This window comes from Glycomyces arizonensis DSM 44726, from assembly GCF_000482705.1.
Classification (GTDB): domain Bacteria; phylum Actinomycetota; class Actinomycetes; order Mycobacteriales; family Micromonosporaceae; genus Glycomyces; species Glycomyces arizonensis.
On the sequence record NZ_AXWO01000016.1, the window covers coordinates 48296 to 64984 of the forward strand.

16 protein-coding genes, 1 tRNA gene and 1 pseudogene are annotated in these 16689 nt (G+C 69.2%); 9 read left to right on the forward strand and 9 right to left on the reverse strand.

Features of this window, described 5'->3' with window-relative positions:
• Window positions 1-6 precede the first annotated feature (6 nt).
• From H613_RS0112615 to H613_RS0112625, 3 genes are read right to left on the reverse strand one after another with little or no spacing between them, the layout of a single operon-like run.
• A complete protein-coding gene (locus H613_RS0112615) occupies window positions 7-873 on the reverse strand; it encodes an ABC transporter ATP-binding protein (protein ID WP_051393302.1) in 867 nt (288 codons plus the stop codon).
• Complete coding sequence (locus tag H613_RS0112620; protein ID WP_026924075.1) at window positions 863-1906, reverse strand: branched-chain amino acid ABC transporter permease; 1044 nt, start codon at window positions 1904-1906, stop codon at window positions 863-865. The genes H613_RS0112615 and H613_RS0112620 overlap by 11 nt, the downstream gene beginning before the upstream one ends.
• Before the next feature lie 15 nt (window positions 1907-1921).
• A complete protein-coding gene (locus H613_RS0112625) occupies window positions 1922-3277 on the reverse strand; it encodes a branched-chain amino acid ABC transporter permease (RefSeq protein ID WP_026924076.1) in 1356 nt (451 codons plus the stop codon).
• Window positions 3278-3603: 326 nt separating this feature from the next.
• Here H613_RS0112625 and H613_RS0112630 point away from each other — a divergent pair.
• Window positions 3604-3677: transfer RNA gene (locus H613_RS0112630), tRNA-Met, on the forward strand.
• 98 nt (window positions 3678-3775) lie between these two features.
• Complete coding sequence (locus H613_RS0112635; protein WP_281171192.1) at window positions 3776-5071, forward strand: RNA-guided endonuclease InsQ/TnpB family protein; 1296 nt, start codon at window positions 3776-3778, stop codon at window positions 5069-5071.
• A 108-nt stretch (window positions 5072-5179) separates the two neighbouring features.
• On the opposite strand, the gene H613_RS0112640 is transcribed toward H613_RS0112635, so the two are convergent.
• Window positions 5180-5926: an SDR family oxidoreductase gene (locus H613_RS0112640; RefSeq protein WP_026924078.1), complete on the reverse strand. Its 747-nt coding sequence runs from the start codon at window positions 5924-5926 to the stop codon at window positions 5180-5182.
• A 102-nt stretch (window positions 5927-6028) separates the two neighbouring features.
• Between H613_RS0112640 and H613_RS26305 the strand changes: the two genes are divergently transcribed.
• Together H613_RS26305 and H613_RS32100 are read left to right on the forward strand one after the other, a co-directional pair.
• Window positions 6029-6880: a helix-turn-helix transcriptional regulator gene (locus H613_RS26305; RefSeq protein WP_035737956.1), complete on the forward strand. Its 852-nt coding sequence runs from the start codon at window positions 6029-6031 to the stop codon at window positions 6878-6880.
• 194 nt (window positions 6881-7074) lie between these two features.
• Window positions 7075-8193 (forward strand): annotated as a pseudogene (locus tag H613_RS32100) (MFS transporter); the annotation flags it as partial.
• A gap of 33 nt (window positions 8194-8226) precedes the next feature.
• On the opposite strand, the gene H613_RS0112655 reads toward H613_RS32100, so the two are convergent.
• Together H613_RS0112655 and H613_RS0112660 are read right to left on the reverse strand one after the other, a co-directional pair.
• Window positions 8227-9240 (reverse strand): zinc-binding dehydrogenase, encoded by a 1014-nt coding sequence (locus H613_RS0112655; protein ID WP_026924080.1) that lies wholly within the window; start codon window positions 9238-9240, stop codon window positions 8227-8229.
• An 85-nt stretch (window positions 9241-9325) separates the two neighbouring features.
• Window positions 9326-10003 carry a winged helix-turn-helix transcriptional regulator gene (locus H613_RS0112660; protein WP_026924081.1) on the reverse strand — a complete coding sequence of 226 codons (678 nt, stop codon included), beginning with the start codon at window positions 10001-10003 and terminating at the stop codon, window positions 9326-9328.
• Between the two features lie 180 nt (window positions 10004-10183).
• Between H613_RS0112660 and H613_RS0112665 the strand changes: the two genes are divergently transcribed.
• Genes H613_RS0112665 through H613_RS0112675 form a run of 3 tightly spaced genes read left to right on the forward strand, consistent with a single transcriptional unit; the run spans window position 10184 to window position 11523 of the window.
• On the forward strand, window positions 10184-10795 hold the full coding sequence (locus tag H613_RS0112665; RefSeq protein WP_211234806.1) for a carbonic anhydrase: 612 nt from the start codon (window positions 10184-10186) through the stop codon (window positions 10793-10795).
• A 12-nt stretch (window positions 10796-10807) separates the two neighbouring features.
• Complete coding sequence (locus tag H613_RS0112670; RefSeq protein WP_026924083.1) at window positions 10808-11116, forward strand: 4a-hydroxytetrahydrobiopterin dehydratase; 309 nt, start codon at window positions 10808-10810, stop codon at window positions 11114-11116.
• Between the two features lie 59 nt (window positions 11117-11175).
• A complete protein-coding gene (locus H613_RS0112675; RefSeq protein ID WP_026924084.1) occupies window positions 11176-11523 on the forward strand; it encodes a DUF1707 domain-containing protein in 348 nt (115 codons plus the stop codon).
• On the opposite strand, the gene H613_RS26310 is transcribed toward H613_RS0112675, so the two are convergent.
• Window positions 11507-12760 carry a pyridoxal phosphate-dependent aminotransferase gene (locus tag H613_RS26310; protein WP_035737958.1) on the reverse strand — a complete coding sequence of 418 codons (1254 nt, stop codon included), beginning with the start codon at window positions 12758-12760 and terminating at the stop codon, window positions 11507-11509. The genes H613_RS0112675 and H613_RS26310 overlap by 17 nt on opposite strands.
• 98 nt (window positions 12761-12858) lie before the next feature.
• Between H613_RS26310 and H613_RS0112685 the strand changes: the two genes are divergently transcribed.
• Window positions 12859-13779, forward strand: a complete 921-nt coding sequence (locus H613_RS0112685; protein ID WP_026924085.1) for a LysR family transcriptional regulator — start codon at window positions 12859-12861, stop codon at window positions 13777-13779.
• On the opposite strand, the gene H613_RS26315 is transcribed toward H613_RS0112685, so the two are convergent.
• Window positions 13780-15042, reverse strand: a complete 1263-nt coding sequence (locus H613_RS26315) for a YibE/F family protein (RefSeq protein ID WP_211234807.1) — start codon at window positions 15040-15042, stop codon at window positions 13780-13782. It lies immediately after the preceding gene.
• A 109-nt stretch (window positions 15043-15151) separates the two neighbouring features.
• Window positions 15152-15910, reverse strand: coding sequence for a maleylpyruvate isomerase family mycothiol-dependent enzyme (locus H613_RS0112695; protein ID WP_169731991.1), 759 nt, complete (start codon window positions 15908-15910; stop codon window positions 15152-15154).
• A gap of 184 nt (window positions 15911-16094) precedes the next feature.
• On the opposite strand from H613_RS0112695, the gene H613_RS0112700 reads away from it, so the two are divergent.
• Complete coding sequence (locus H613_RS0112700; protein ID WP_035737959.1) at window positions 16095-16679, forward strand: thiamine phosphate synthase; 585 nt, start codon at window positions 16095-16097, stop codon at window positions 16677-16679.
• The last annotated feature ends 10 nt before the right edge of the window (window positions 16680-16689 follow it).

Here is a 16689-nt window from a genome sequence, read left to right on the forward strand (position 1 = left end):
CGCCTCCTAACGCGCCGCGCCGTCATGATGCGCCCCGAGATAGGCGTCGATCACGCGCGAATCGGACGAGATCTGCTCCGGAGTGCCCTCGGTGATGACCCGGCCCGCGGCCATGACCACCGCCCAGTCGGCGATCTCATGGACCATGTCCATGTCGTGCTCCACGAACAGCACCGTCATCCCCTCCTCCCGCAACTCCTTGATGTGGTCCAGCAGCGACTCCTTCAGCGCCGGGTTCACCCCCGCCATCGGCTCGTCGAGCATGACCATCCTCGGCTCCAACATGAGCGCCCGCGCCATCTCCAAAAGCTTCCGCTGACCGCCCGAGAGCTCCCCGGCGTAGTCGTCGCGCTTGTCCGCCAACTGGAACCGCTCCAGCAGCCCCAACGCCCGAGCCCGGTTCGCCGCCTCCTGGCCGCGCCACAGCCACGGCAACAACCCCGCCCACATCCGCTCACCCAGCTGCCCGGTGGCGCCGATGAGCATATTGTCCAGCACGGTCATCCGCGTCAACGCCTTCGTCAACTGGAACGTCCGCACCATCCCCGCCTGCGCCACCTGGTACGAACGCAGCCGCTTGGCCGAGCGCCCATCGAACTCCCACGTGCCCCGGCTCGGCCGGTCGAACCCGGTCAGCAGATTGAACAGCGTCGTCTTCCCCGCGCCGTTCGGCCCGATCAGCGCCGTGATCGTGCCGCGCTCGATCTCCAAGCGCTCCACATCGACGGCCACCAGACCACCGAAGGCCCGCCTGACACCCGAAGCCGACAGGATCGGATCCGGCTTGGCCACACCCGGCTCCGGCGCCACATCGGCGAGCGCGTCCACAGCCGCCTGATGCGCCTCCCGGCGCTCGACCTCGCTACCTGACATCGAGCATCAGCTCCCTTCGATTGCCGAGAATGCCCTGCGGCCGGAAGATCAACAGCAGCACCATCCCCAGACCCAACAGGAAGAACACCAGCGGACCCACCTGCGTCCCCGACAAGACGCTCGACGGGATCAACTCGGCCCGGATCGCCTGGTTCAGCGACTGCGAGAACAAGTTGTAGAGGAACCAGAACAGCGCCGCCCCCAACACCGGACCGAACAGCCGCGCCGCCCCACCCAGAATCAGCACCACATAGAAGTAGAACGTGAAATCGGTACTGAACGTGTCCGGCTGCACATTCGCGCGACTCAACGCGAAGACGAACCCCGCCGCCGCACCGATGATCCCACCGATCACCAACGCCTGCATCTTGTAAGCGAAGACGTTCTTGCCGAGACTGCGCACAGCCTCCTCGTCCTCCCTGATGCCCTTGAGGACCCGCCCCCACGGGCTGTGCACGAGCAGACCGATCACGAGCAGGAACACCGCCACCAGCGCCCACCCGACCGTCATCACCCACAGATCCCGGTCGGAATACTGGAAGTCGAACAGCCACAGATCGACGATGAGCCGCCCGTGGTCCATCGAGACGAACCCGAACGACCACGTCGCGTCCTTGCTGTACGGACTCATCGCGAAGAACGGCTCACTGAAGCCGCGCATCCCGTCCGAACCGCCCGTGTACTCGGCCCAGACCGTCGAACGCGCCAACCGCCGCACGATCTCCGCGGCGGCGATGGTCACAATAGCCAGATAATCGGCCCGCAACCGCAGCGTCGGAATACCCAGCAGCAGCGCCATGACCACCGCCGCGAGGAACCCGACGAGGACCCCCCACCCGAACGGCAGCCCCGCGGCCACCACCGTGAGCGCGAGCCCGTAGGCCCCCATCGCCGCGAACGCCGCCTGCCCGAAATTGAGCAGCCCCGTATAGCCGAACTGGACATTGAGCCCGATCGCCGCCAACGCGTAGATGAGCATGGTCGGGCCGATGGCCTGCGTGAGCGCCTGACTGAAGACGAAGTGCCAATCCATTGCGGTCTCCTAACCTCAGCCGATCCGCTCACGGCGGCCCAGGATGCCCTGCGGCCGCGTCAGCATGACGACGATGAGCACGGCCAACGCCCCGACATACTTCAACTCGGGCGAGACCACCAACGTGGACATCTGCACGAAGACACCGATGAGCATGGCGCCGATGAACGCCCCGAACGCCGTCCCGAGCCCACCGAGCACCACCGCCGAGAACACCAGCAGCAGCAGATGCTGCCCCATGTCGAACTTGACGCCGTCATTGATCGACAGGAACACCCCGGACATCGCCGCCAGAGCCCCACCGATCGTCCACACCAGACGAACCACCCGGTTGACGTCGATGCCGGTCGACGCCGCCAACGACGGATTGTCCGCCACCGCCCGAGTCGCCTTGCCCAACCGCGTGAACACCAGAGCGGCCCCCACCGCCGAACACACCAACGCCGCGATCAAGCCCGTGTAGACCTCCTTCGGAGTGATCACCAGCCACCCCAGATCCCACGGCTCCTGCCCGACATACTGCGTGTAGCGCTCCCGCTCACCGCCGAAGAAGAACAACGTCGCAAAACGGATGAGCATCGCCACACCGATCGAGATGATCATCATCGAGATCAAACCCGTACCGCGCCTGCGCAAAGGACTCCACAAACCCCAGTCCTGCAGCCAACCGAACAACGCCCCCGCCGCGACCGCCCCGATGACCGCGATCCACACCGGAAGCCCGAACGTGACATTCACCAGCAGCGCCACGACACCGCCGAACGTGACCAGGTCGCCGTGCGAGAAGTTCGTCAACCCCGTCGTACCGAAGACCATCGACAGCCCCACCGCCGCCAAAGCGATCATCAACCCGAAATGGACGCCACTGAACAGGAGACTCACCGCGCGCTTCGCGCCGCCGGTGCCCTCCAGATCCGGATCGACCTCCTCCTCGGCCTCGGCCCCGGCGACAGGCTCCTCGCTCTCCTCGCCGCCCTCCGAATCACTCGGCGACTCGCTCTCCAACGGCTCAGCATCCGGATCGAGCTGCGTGTCCAGCGGGAACAGCACCGTCCGAACCGCCGAACTCACCTCAACCTCCAACTGCGGGCGGGCATTGCGCACCAGCAGACCGCCCGGCAGCGTCGACTCGTCCAACGTGACGATGTACGTGCCGGGCGCGTCCAGCGGAACCAGCCAAGTGCCGTCCTCGCCGCTGGCGACCGTGGCGATCTCGACGCCCTCGGCATCGGCCACGGTGATCTCCACGCCGGCGATCAGATTGTCGTCCTGGTCCTTCAAGGTGCCCTTGACGCCGACGTCCTCTTGCGCCTGGGCGGTGCCGCTCACCCCCAAACCCAGCAACAGGCCGGCCAGCGCAGCCGACAGCATCAATACCGCTCGTCTCAAGGGGCCCCCTCGGAGGTTCGGGCACCGCGGGGCGTCGTGCAGGGTTCGAGAGGCGCCCAACGGTGCGAGTGAGCCGAATCTTAGGGGAGATGTGTGCCACAACTACACCTGTCGTTATGAAACCGTTGCCAAAGTGGCGCAGATGTTATCGAGCGACCGGCAGAAAACGGCACTGCCACGGCATATCTATACTCTTCAATCGTTGAGCACCAGTGGACACCATCCGGCACACCGGTCGCAACGCTCGGCGGCGCCGAGCCCCTCCGGACACCGCCCGAGCCGGAGGTGTGAGAAGATATTTGCCGCTTGGGGCAGTAGCTCAGCTGGTTAGAGCGAACCACTCATAATGGTCAGGTCGCGGGTTCAAGTCCTGCCTGCCCCACGTTAAAGGCCCTGTTTTTGCAGGGCCTCTTTTATTGCCATCGATCTGTTCTGTCGCCTTTCGGACACCTGTTGCCGCGTGTCGCTCGATTGAATCGTGTGTCCTGCTCGATAACTTGTTCACGTGTTGCGAGGTTCCGTGTCCGGTTGTATCCCGAGACGGCTCAGGAGCAGTTCTTGAGCCGCACGTTGGGGTGCGTCCGGGTGGTCTGGAACCAGGTGCTCAACTGGCGCAAGGAGCGCTGGGCCAAGGAAGGCACGTTCGGTTCCTACCGCGATACCTCGGGCTACCTGACCAAGCTCAAACGCCATCCGGACTTCGAGTTCCTTCGCGAAGTCTCCGCCGTTCCGCTCCAGCAGGCGCTGCGGCATCAGCACCGCGCATTCGAGTCGTTCTACGCCAAGCGCTCCAACTTCCCGCGCTTCAAGTCGCGCACGCACCGCGGCAGCGCCACATTCGCCAAGACCGCCTTCAAGATCAGAGACGGTCAGCTGCACTTGGCGAAGATGGAACAGCCGGTCCGGTGGGTGTGGTCGTTCGACATCCCGGTCGATGAGCTGGCGGTTTCGAGCGTCACTGTCACGCGCGAGCCTGACGGGTCGTGGTGGGCCGCGCTGTGCGTGGAGCTCAGTGAGGAGCAGACTCCGGAGCCGCCCGAACCGACCGGGAAAGCGGTCGGGATCGACTTGGGGATCCACACCTTCGGAACCCTCTCGGACGAGGAGGCCGAGCCGCTGGAGGCGCCCGATCTCCGTCGCAAGGAGGCCAATCGCCAGCGCTATCAGCGGCGGATGGCCCGGAAGCGGAAGGGCTCGGCCAACCGCGACAAGGAACGCAAGAAGGTGGCCCGGGCCTACCGGAAGGAGCGTCAGGCTCGCGAGGACATGCTCCAGAAGGCCACCACGCGGTTGGTCGAGGAGTACGACACGATCTGCGTCGAGGACCTTCATATCGCGGGTCTGATGAAGAACCGCAGGATCGCGCGCCACATCGCGCGTATGGGATGGAGCCGCTTCCGAAGGCTGCTCGAGATCAAGTGCGAGCGGGCCGGGAAGCGGCTCGCGGTGGTCGACCGCTGGGAGCCGACCAGTAAGCGTTGCTCGAATCCGGGTTGCGGATTCGTGCTCGATGAACTTCGCCTGGAGGTCCGCAAGTGGACCTGTCCGGGCTGTGGTGCCCGGCATGACCGGGATGTCAACGCCGCGAAGAACATTCTTGCCGCCGGGCTGGCGGTGTTGGCCGGGAAACGGGGTTCGGCAGCGCCTGGAGCGCTGCCGAACTCTGCGGTCGACAAAGCCTGTGGAGCTTATGTAAGACCTCGGGGGCTCTCACCTCCGAGGCAACGGGCTGCGAAGCAGGAAACCATCCTCAGTGATGAGGTGAATCCGCTCTGAGAGTGGGAAAGCCAAGAGTGACCTGCTCTGACTCTCAGTGAGAATGCCAAGAGCGGGCCTCTTTGACTCTCTGCGGGAAAGCCAAGAGTTCCGAGCTCTGACATCGCCCTACCAGGGGACGGTCTCGCCGTCCACGTAGTCGACGTGGCCGTCGCACACGAAGGTCCCGCTCGGGCCGTCGTCGCCGATCAGGGCCATGTCGATCGCGATCTGCGCGGCCTCCTGGACATTGCGGTCGCCTCGGTTGTCGTTGAAGTCCGTCTTCGTGAAGCCCGGCGTCACCGCGTTGATCTTGATCGGAGTCTCCCTCAGTTCGATGCTGTAGGAGACGGTGAGCATGTTCAGCGCCGACTTCGAGGCTCCGTAGGCGCCGGGTTGCAGCCAGCTCGGGAGGTCGTCGCGGGTCATCGTGGCGAGCGAGCCGACCTCGCTGGAGACGTTGACGATCCGGCCCGCCTCGGATCTGCGGACCAGCGGCAGGAACGCGTTGGTCACCGCGATGACGCCGAACACGTTGGTCTCGAAGATCTTCCGCGTCGTGGCGACGGTCAGCTCGCTGGTGTTCCAGCCGCCGTCGGCCAAGGCGATTCCGGCGTTGTTCACGAGGATGTCGAGCTTGCCGTAGGTCGCTTCGACGTGTTCGGCAGCGGCGGTGATGGTCTGCCGGTCGGTGACGTCGAGGCGGACGAAGGCGGCGTCGTGGCCTTCGGCGCGGAGCTTCGCAGCGGCCTGCTCGCCGCGTTCGGGGGAGCGGGCGCCGACCAGGACGGTGACGCCCGCCTTTCCGAGGCCCTGTGCGGTGGCGTATCCGATGCCCTTGTTGGCGCCGGTGATGAGTGCGATCTTTTCGGTCATACCGCGATCCTCCGGCGGTTTCGCGCCGCCGCAAAGAGCACCGCTTGTGGTGGTACCGGTGGTACCTGGTTCAGCGGCGCGGCATGCGGCAGGCTTGGGGGCATGGACCGACAGCAGCTCGCCGACTTCCTGCGCGTGCGTCGCGCGGCCATCCGCCCCGGCGACGTGGGCCTGCCGGAGGGGTCCCGGCGCCGCACGCCCGGTCTGCGGCGTCAGGAGGTGGCGCAGTTGGCGGGGATCTCGGTGGAGTACTACATCCGCCTGGAGCAGGCCAGGGGCCCGAAGCCGTCGCGGCAGGTGCTCAACGCGTTGTCCCGCGCGCTGGTGCTCAATCGCGACCAGCGGGCCCATCTGTTCCATCTGGTCGACGAGCCGCCGGAGGCGGTCGCGCCGGGCCGCGAGGTGCCGCGCACCGTGCTCGATCTGCTCGCCGGTCTGGACGATTTCCCGGCGTATGCGGTCAATGCCGGCTACGACATGCTCGCGTGGAACCGGACGGCGGACGTGTTCATGGGGTACCTGTCGCGGCTGCGTCCCGAGGAGCGGAACATCCTGCGGTCCTCGTTCACCGGTCCGGGCGCCGCCGCGCGCCTGGCCGACGCGGAGCAGCGGGCGTTCGTGCGCGAGTGCGTGGCGGACGTGCGCGCGAGTCTCGCCAGGAATCCCGGCGACGGGGAGCTGCGTTCGCTCGTGGAGGAGCTGTTGCGTGCCAGTCCCGAGTTCGGGGCGATGTGGGCCGATCACGAGGTGGCGGTGCGGCGTGCGCGCACCAAGCGGGTCGATCATCCGCGGCTGGGGCCGGTCGAGTTCGACTGCCAGGTGCTCATGGTTCCCGGGTGCGAGTTGCGGCTCATCGTCTACGTGCCCGAGCCCGGTTCGCCGTCGGCCGAGGCGTTCGCCGCGCTCGCCGAGCAGGTCGCGGAGGAGACGGAGACCGGTGTCCTGCGTCCCTGACTAGCGCGCGACAGACATCACGTCGGGAATTCATCTCCCGGTCTCCCGCCACGCCAGGGCGCCGCTTACCCTTGGATCACAGGAGTCCCGCACTGCGTCTGTTGTGACCGGTCAGGTGCCGAAGGCGTCGGGTGCTCCTCGTCTTTCCCTTCACTCTCGACCGGAGCCGCTCCATGCGTTTGCCGCTGTTCGCCATGGCCGTGGGGTCGTTCGGCATCGGTACCGCGGAATTCGTCGTCATGGGCATCCTGCCCGCCATCGCCGACTCCGAGCATGTCTCCCTGGCCGACGCCGGGACGCTGGTGACCGCCTATGCCGTCGGCGTCGTCGTCGGCGCGCCGCTGCTGACCGTGGCGACGACGCGGTTCTCCCGCAAGCGTCTGCTCATCGCGTTCATGGCGTTCTTCGCGGCCGCGAACCTGCTGACGGCGTTCGCGCCGACCTTCGAGGTGCTCGTCGCCTCCCGGTTCGTCGCGGGGCTGCCGCACGGCGCCTATTTCGGGGTCGCCGCGGTGGTCGGGGCGAGTCTGGTGCCGTTCGAGCGGCGCGCCCGTGCCGTTTCGGCGGTCATGGCGGGTCTGACGATCGCCACCGTCGTCGGTGTCCCGCTCAGCGCCTTGGCGGTGGATCTCATCACGTGGCGGCTCGTGTTCGTGGTGATCGCCTTGATCGCCGTCGCCGCGATGATCGCGGTGGAGCTCACGGTTCCTGACACCGGCGGGATGGTCCGCCCGACGCGTCCGGGCGCGGAGGTCCGCGCCCTGCGCAGCTCCCGCGTCGTTTTGACGCTGCTGACCGGGATGATCGGTTTCGGCGGCATGTTCGCCTGCTACACGTATCTGACGCCGCTGTTGTCGGAGGTGACCGGCTTCGGTTCGTTCGCGGTCGCGTGCACGCTTGTGGTGTTCGGCCTGGGGATGACGCTCGGCAACATCGCGGGCGGCCACGCGGCCGACCGGTTCCCGCTGCGCGGCCTGTTCGCCGCGTTCTTCGCGATCGCGGCGGTCCTGGCGGTCATGGCCTTCACCGTCGCCTCGCCGGTCATGGCCGTGGTGTGCGTGTTCGCCATGGCGTTCGCCTCCTCGAACGTCAGTCCCATTCTGGCGCGGATGCTGCTCGACGGCGCGCAGGAGGCGCCGTCGCTGGCGTCCTCGCTGCACCATTCGGCGTTCAACGTGGCCAACGCCAACGGTGCCTGGCTCGGTGGGCTGGTCCTGGGCGCCGGTTTCGGCCTGACTTCGCCGCTGCTGGTGGGTGTGGGGCTGTCGCTGGCCGGGCTCGTGCTGTCGTTCGCGCTGGCGGGTGCGGTGCGGGCGGCGGATCGGCGGCCCGCACCGGCCCCGCCGCTAGGGCACCAGCACCACTTTGCCGGTCGTGCCCCGGTCCTCCAGGGCGCGGTGGGCGTCGCCCGCGTCCGCCAGCTTGAACGTGTGCACGGCGGGCGCGAGGTGCCCGGCGGCCAGTTCGGCGAGCGCCCGTTCTTCGAGGCGGCGCAGACCGCCGAGCTTCGCGATCAGTTCCGGGCCGAGCGCTGAGGTGACGGTCAGGCCCCGTGCGGTGAAGTCCTCGTCGGAGGCCCTGATGGGTCTGCCGGAGGACCATCCGAACACGATCACGCGTCCGCCGGTGCCGAGGCGTTCGAGCGCGGCGCGCCCGGCGTCGCCGCCGACCGAGTCGTACAGGAGCGTGGCCTTGCGGCCGCCGAGTGCAGTGGTGTTGAGTGCAGTGGTGTTGAGCGCGCTGTCAAGGGCTTTCGTCCAGTCTTCGGCGCGGTAGTCGACGGCCGCGTCGGCGCCGTTGGCGGTGACCTGCGCGGTCTTGTCGGGGCCGCCTGCGAGGCCGATGACATGCGCGCCCGCTCGCTTGGCGGCCTGTACCAGCAGTGTGCCGAGGCCGCCGGCGGCGGCGGGGATGATGACGACGTCGTCTGCGGTCGGCGGTCCGACTTCGAGGATCATGAGTGCGGTGCGGCCGGTGCCGATCATGGCGACGGCGGCTTCGAAGTCGATCTCGTCGGGGAGTTCGTGTACGGCGTCGACGTCGCGGACGGCCTTTTCGGCGTAGCCTCCGGCCGCGAAGCCGAGGTGGGCCACCACGCGCCTGCCGATCCACGACTCGTCGACGCCCTCGCCGACGGCGTCGACGACTCCGGCGCTCTCGCGGCCGGGCGTGGTCGGCAGTTCGGGCGGGTCGTAGGGCATCTTGCCCCGGTCGCCGGAGCGGAAGACGGTGTCGAGCAGGTGGACGCCGACGGCCCGGGCGTCGATGCGGACTTGGCCTGGGCCCGGTTCGGGGTCGGGGGCCTGTTCGTAGCGGAGCACCTCGGGGCCGCCGAACTCGTATTGGCGGATGGCGTGCATGTCGTTCCTCGTTTCGCTGTCGGCCAGTGGTGGCGGCAACGCTACGGGCGGCCCGACTGGCGCCGCATCCGTCAGTCGACTGGTCTCAGGAGACCTCGCCGTCGATGCGGGAGGCGGCCGCGGGTTCGGGCAGGCGGAACATGCCGAGGAATCGCTCGGCCATCGCCTGGTCGCCTTGGAGGGTGATGCGTCCGGCGTGCAGTGAGACGTCGAGGCTGCGTCCGCCGAGGGTGAGCCGTTTGAGCGTCTCGGCGTCGGTGCGGATGACCGCGTGCGGGTGCTCGGGCCGTCCGGGGGCCAGGAGGAGCTGGGAGTCGATGATCTCGGCGATGAACGGCCGGTCGCCGATCCACAGTTCGAACGCGGCGTCGAAGCCCTGGGCGGCGACGGGCATGAACAGGCCGCGCAGCGCGAGGATGAGCGCGTCGGTGCCGATGGGGGCGTCCAGCGGCATGGCGGCCGAGCGGGCGCCCCAGCGCAGCAGCCGGACGATGAGGCCTTCGAGTTCGCGGCCCCATTCGGTCAGCTCGTACACCTTGGAGGCCGCCGGCGGCGGGAGCCGCCGCTTGGTGATGACGCCGTGCGATTCGAGTTCGCGCAGGCGCTGGGAGATGACGTTGGCGCTGGCGCCGTGGAGGCCGCCGCGCAGGTCGGTGAAGCGTTTGGGGCCGAGGATGAGTTCGCGGACGATCAGGAGCGACCAGCGTTCGCCGACGAGGTCGAGGGCGTGTGCGGCGGGGCAGCCGTCGCCATAAGTGCGCAAGGGTTTCTCCAGGTCAGACGAGTGAAGGTTGTCTGCTTCGATCATAGGGTATCGATCAGGGAGTTCTTCATCCTGATTCGGGACCATAAGATCACGTGATCATAACGTGAGGTTGTGGCGAAACCGGCGGCGAGGCCGGGGCCCTTGCGCTCGCCGCCTCGGGTCGGGCACTATGCACAGGTGCCTGAATTGACCGCATCCTCGCTCATGGACCACCACCGCGCCGCTTCGACGCTGAAGGACCTGCTCGAAGGCAACGGCCGTTTCGTCGCCGGGAAGCCCCGCTACGCGCGTGACATCACCTCGGCGCGCGAGGCCGCCCCAGGCCAGGAGCCCGCCGCCGTCGTGTTCACCTGCATCGATTCGCGCGTGACCGCCGAGTCGGTGTTCGACTGCGACTTCGGGCAGCTCCTGGTCGTCCGCACCGCCGGGCACGTGCCGGACCGGGCCGCGGTCGGCTCGCTCGAGTTCTCCGCCGCCGTGCTGAACGTCTCCCTGGTCGTCGTGCTCGGCCACGAGCGCTGCGGCGCGATCCAGGCGGCCCTCCAGGCCGTCGAGAGCGATGAGCACGACCCCCGCGCCGACTACCTGGTCGAGCAGCTGTGGCAGCCGGCCTCCCAGGCCCTGTCCGAGGCGGGGGAGGACCACGACACCGCCTCGCACGCGCTGCGCCTGCAGGTGCGGCGCACCGTCGCCGACTTGAGCCGCCGCTCCTCCCTGGAGGGCGTGCTCGTTGTCGGCGCGGTCTACGACTTGGACACCGGAGTCGTGTCGCTGGTCGACGAGAACTGACACAATCGGGGCATGACCGATCAACCGTTGACCGAAGCCGAGATCGAGTTGGCGCTTTCCGAGCTGCCCGGCTGGAATCACACCGGCGACCGCCTGGAGCGGTCGTGGACCTTCGAGGGGCACCTCGCCTCGGTCGCCGCCGCGACCGCGGTCGGGTGGCTGCAGGAGCAGCGAAACCATCACGCGGACTTGACGATCCAGTACAACAGGCTGACCGTCTCGACCACGACGCACTCCGCCGGGCACAAGGTCTCCGCAAAGGACGTGGAGCTGGCGCAGGCGGTCTCGGAACTGCTCGGGCAGCCGCCGAGCGGAACCTGAGGAATGCGCATTTCCCTCTGCTCTGGCATGATTGAGCCAGAGCAGGTGGGGAGGGTGTCATGGACGCCTATGCATCTCGCGCCTCCAAGACCGACAGGCGGATCACGCTCGACAGGCTCGCGGTCGCCCGTCGACGGGGGTGGATCGACACGCAGGAGTACCGGCTGCGCCGCCAGCTGGCGCGCCGCGCCGAGAGCGTCGCGGAACTCCAGGCGCTGCTGTGGGACCTCGACGATCTCACGACCGGCCGCGACCACTGGCGCTACGGCCGCTGGAGGGGCCCGGTCAGGAACGGGCGCGAACTGGAGATCCAGCGGTTCGTCGGGGCGCTGCTCTTGATCGTCGCCCTCGTCGTCGTGGTGGCCGTCGTCTACGCGACCATCACCGTGGTCAACGTGTGGCGGTGAGCGCGGCCAACTTCGAGCGCAGACTCGCGAGCGCGTCGGCGATCCACGGCATCTGGAGCGGGTCGGTCGAGACCAGCGCCGCGAGCCGCTCCGAATCGGACGAGCCGTACAGGCCCGGCACCGCCACGCGCAGATGCAGGTCCGCCTGGTCGGTCCCGAACGCCGACCCCGGCAGCACGCCGACGCCGAACTCGTCGAGCAGCACCCGCGCCAGGTCGGCGCCGGTCCTCACCGACCAGCGCTCCTCCAGCGCACCGCGCAGCGGCGCGAAGTCCGGCCAGACGTAGAACCCGCCCTGCGGCGCCTCGACCGCGCAGCCGGCCTCGGCGAGCACGGCGGCCACGCCGTGCGCCACCGTGCCGTGCAGGCGCCTGGCCGCGGTGATCCGGTCGGCCAGCTCGGGCGGGTCCGACCAGGCGTAGGCCGCGGCGTGCTGCATCGGCATCGGCGTCGAGGACCACACCTCGGAGGCGGTGCCGCGCACGGTCTCTCGCAGGCGTTCGCCCAGGTCGGAGTCCGGGAACCGGGCCGCGCCGATGCGCCAGCCGCCGAGCGCGTAGTTCTTGCTCAGCGCCGTGGTCGTCACCGTCCGCTCCGGGGCCCACGCGGCCGGGGAGGGGAAGGGACCGTCCTCGAAGACCAGGTCCCGGTAGATCTCATCGGCCACGATCACCAGGTCCAGCTCGCGCGCCGCCTCGCACAGCGCCTTCACCGAGCCTTCGGAGGCCAATCGCCCGGTCGGGTTGTCCGGCAGCGTGCACACCACGACGCGCGGGTCGCGGCCCTCATCGCGGGCGGCGTGCACCGCCGCTTCGAGCCCGTCGGCGTCGGGCACGCCGCCCTCGCCTTCGGGGACCGGCACTCGGATCGGGTCGCGGCCGAGCAGGGTGGCCTGGGCCGCGTAGGACACCCACGCCGGGCGCGGGACGACGACGTCGCCGCCGGTGGCGTGGAGGACGGCGAACAGCAGCGGTTTGGAGCCGGGCCCGAGCAGGACCCGGTCGCGGTCGGTGGTCAGTCCGCGGCGGGTCCAGTAGCCCGCGGCCGCCTCGCGGGCCGAGCCGATCCCGGCGACGGGGCCGTAGGACGTCTCGGCCGCGGCCCGTGCCAGGCGCTGTCCCAGCAAGGGGTGCACCGGGATCCCGGCCTCGCCGAACGCGAGTGCGAGCACCTCCTCCCCGGCGGCGCGGCGGGCGGCGATCGTTTCACTGGCGGCGAGTGTGGCTGAGACGGTCACGAGAGTCTCCTTCGCGGAAGTGCTGTACGGCCCCAGACTGATACCGCCAGAGCATCATTGCAAGTATCTCTGGCTGTTGGCGAGCGTAAGATTTCCTTATGCTTGACGTGCGCCGACTGCGGCTGCTCTACGAGTTCGCCGCGCACGGGTCGATCGCCGCCACCGCCGTGGCCACCGGCCAGACCGCCTCGGCCGTCTCGCAGCAGCTGGCCGCCCTGGAGCAGGAGACCGGCGTCGCGCTCCTGGAGCGCACCGCCCGCTCCGCCCAGCTGACCGACGCCGGGCGCCGCCTCGTCGAACACACGGGCGCCATCCTCGAGGCCATCGACGCCGCCGAGACCGAGCTGGCCGCCGACGCGGCCGAGCCGAAGGGCCGGGTCACCGTCACCGCGTTCCCCACCGTCGCCGTCGCCCTCGCCGGGCCGATCGTGCGCCGCCTGCGCCGCTACCCCGAGCTGACGATGGTGCTGCGCCAGCAGCTCACCGTCGACGAGAGCCTCTCGCGGGTCCGCTCCGGCGAGATCGACCTCGCCCTCATCGACGACTGGTCCGGCATCCGCCGCCCGCCCACCGTCGGCCCGCTCACCTACCACCACCTCGTCTCGGACCCGCTCGTGGCGGTCCTGCCGACCGGGCACCGGCTCGCGGCCGAGCGGGAGCTCTCGGCGCACGCGCTGTCGGGCGAGTCGTGGATCGCCTCGCCGCAGGGGGAGCCCTCGCGCATGGCGCTCGACCGGCTGTGGCGGGCCGAGGGCATCACCGCGCCGGTCTCGGAGTTCGAGGGCCTCGACACGATCCTCACGTTGGTGGCCAAGGGCCTCGGCGTCACCGTCGCGCCGTGGATGGCCGCCGTCGAGCGGCGCGACGTGGCGGTGCGGCGCGTGGCCGAGCCGCTGACGGGCCGCGACGTCTACGCCGTGCACCGCACGGCCTCGACCGGGCGCCCGGCGGTCATGGCCGTGCTCCAGGCGCTGCACCAGGCGGCCAGAAAGCTCATGTCCGCCGCCGACCGGTTCTGATCAGCGCAGATGCGAAGGCGGGTACGGCGAATCCTCCTCGTCCCACGCCTCCTCTGAAGTCCGCGGCTCCGGCAGCGGCCGCTTCGACGCCTTCGGCGCCTTCGGCTTCGGCGGCTCGCGCCTGGCCACGGCCGCGGCCAGCCACGTCGTGATCGGCACGGCCGCGATGAGCCCCAGCGTGCCGACCACCGAGCGGGCGATCTCGGTGGCGATCGTCTGGCTGGTCAGCACCTGGCCCAGTGGGCGGTCGGCCGCGGCGATGAGCACCAGGAGCGGCAGCGACGCGCCCGCGTACGCCAGCACGAGCGTGTTGATCACCGACGTCAGGTGGTCGCGCCCGACCCGCATGCCCGAGCGGAACAGGCGCGAGCGTCCCCACTTCGGGTTCGCCTTGGCCACCTCGTCCACCGTGGCCGCCTGCGAGACGGTGACGTCGTCGATGACGCCGAGCGCGCCGATGAGGATGCCCGCCAACAGCAGCCCCGACATGTCGATCGGGTACTGCATCGCCAGCGACGCGGTCTCCTCGTCGAGCACGCCGTTGAGGTGCGCCAGGTGGACCGCGCCTCCGGCGAGCGCGCCGGTGAGCACGAGCGAGGCGAGCGTCCCGAGCACCGCCACCGTGCTGGTCCGGTTCCACCCGTGCGAGACGTACAGCGAGACCAGCATGATCGCCGCCGCTCCGATGACGGCCACCGGCATCGGCGAGCGGCCGTCCAGGATCGCCGGGACGATGAACAGCAGCACCACCGCGAACGTCATGCCGAGGCTCACCAGCGACCGCAGGCCCTTCCAGCGTCCGAATGCGACCACCGCGAACGCGAAGGCGATCACCAGTGCCCACAGCGCGCTGGAGCGCTCGTGGTCGATGATGTGGTACCGCTGCTCGCTCACCGAGTCCGGCGTGTAGATCAGGACGACGTCCTGTCCGGCCTCGACCTCGACGGCGCCCGGTCCGGCGGGGATGTCGACCAGCGCCTCGGTGCCCGCGTCGGGCCCCGATCGGAGGCGCACCAGGACGTCGCCGCAGCGGTCGGCCTGGAGCTGCTCGGACAGCGGGGCCTGCGCCGGGTCGCATTCGGTCTCGTGGACGGAGATGACGTGCCCCTCGACCTCGGTGCCGAAGCCCTGGTCCTCGGCCTCCCCGGCGCCGGAGGGCCACAGCAGGACGAGGCCGAGGACGGTGGCGAGCGCGGCCGGGACCAGGACCCACAGGGCCGCTCTGGGCACGGCGTCAGTCGGTGCGAGATGCTCTCGAGTCACCCGTGAGAGCATACGGGCCGCCCGGGGGGTTTCCCGGGCACCGACCCGCCGCCGCAGGTGGCATCGGCACCCATGCCACCTGCGGTCACGTGCTGTAGCGCTCTAGTCGCTAAGCGTCGACGTGGTTCATCCAGCGCACCGCCGAGTAGTTTCGCCACAGTTGCAGCAGTGCCGGGTCGCCGCTCACCGTGAGGTCGTCGAAGGGAAGCCGGTTCCACAGCGCCAGGTACAGCAGCTCGACCGGGCCCTCGATGGTGCAATGAGGCGATTCGACCTCGTTGAACGTCACCAGGGGACCCATGTCGGTCGGATGGATGTACCAGTCGCCGTGTCCGGGGGGCAGATCGGTCGCGTGGACGTGGAGCACCGACGGGTGCAGGGCCCGCACCCGGCTCGACGCCCGCCCGTGGAAGCCCAGCAGCAGCTCGTCGATGCCGTCGGCCGCGAAGTCCCGGTTGACCGGGGAGATCTCGTCTCCCCTGGCCTGCTCGGCGTCCACGCGGTGGATGGTCGTCTCGTGGGCTTGGCGCCGCACCCAGAACCGCCGCGAGGACTCCGATGGGAACACCTGCCAGCACTGGAGGTCGTCAGGGGCGGCCTCCAGCGTCCGGGCGAGTTCGCCGACCCCCAGACGGACCCAGTCGACCAGCAGCTCGTCGTGCGGCAAGGGCCCCACGACATGCTGGAACTCGCGTCGACGGGGGTCGTAGGGCAGGGCTCCTGCGACAATGGCCGTCGCCCATCGGTGGACCGTTCCTATATGGGTCAACAGGTCCTTGACGCTCCAACCGGGGCAAGTCGGCACAGCGGCGTTGAGCGCGAGTTCTCCTCCCGCGATGGCGATCCGCTCCCCCTCGGTACGCAGCATGTTGATTTGATCGCCGATATTCATCCACAGCAGTCTTTCACCTGTGTCGTGAATTACGCAAGTTAGGACCGTGAACCGATACGGAAGTGTTAAATCGGTCGACCCCCGGTGGGCGGGATCTAGGTGCCGAAGGCGACCTAAGGCGCAAAACCGGTAGGGCCCGAATCCGATAGGCTCGCTGCTCATGGCCAAGCTGCAACACCGGCTCATCGTCGTCACCGACGTCACCGGGTGTCCCAGACCGCTTGCGGCGCAAATCGGGCGCGCCCTGCGCGGCGGGCCGTTCGCACTGCTCCTGCGGGACAAGCACCTCGCGTGGGAGGACCGGCGGCGCCTGGCCGAGCGCCTGGAGCCCGTCCTGGCCGCCTCCGGGGCCGAACTGGTCGTCGCCGACCCGCCCGAGGCGGTGCGCGCCGCGCACCTGTCGGCCGCCTTCCCCGTTCCCGTGCCGCGCCCGGCCTGCCTCGGCAGGTCGGTCCACGCCGGGGAGACGGTGCACGACGATCTGGACTACATCACGTACTCGCCGATCTGGGCCTCCGGCTCCAAGCCCGGCTACGGCCCGCCCATCGGCCTCGAAGGCCTGGCCGAACGGGTCGCCACCAGCCCGGTGCCGGTGTACGCGCTCGGCGGCGTGACCGGCCCCGACCGCGCCCTCGCCGCCCGGGAGGCGGGCGCGGCGGGGGTCGCGGTCATGGGCGCGGTCATGCGCGCAAGGGAGCCCGAGCGCGTCGTGGCGGCCCTGCGGGCCGCCCTCGAACCGGTCTAGACGCCCGGTT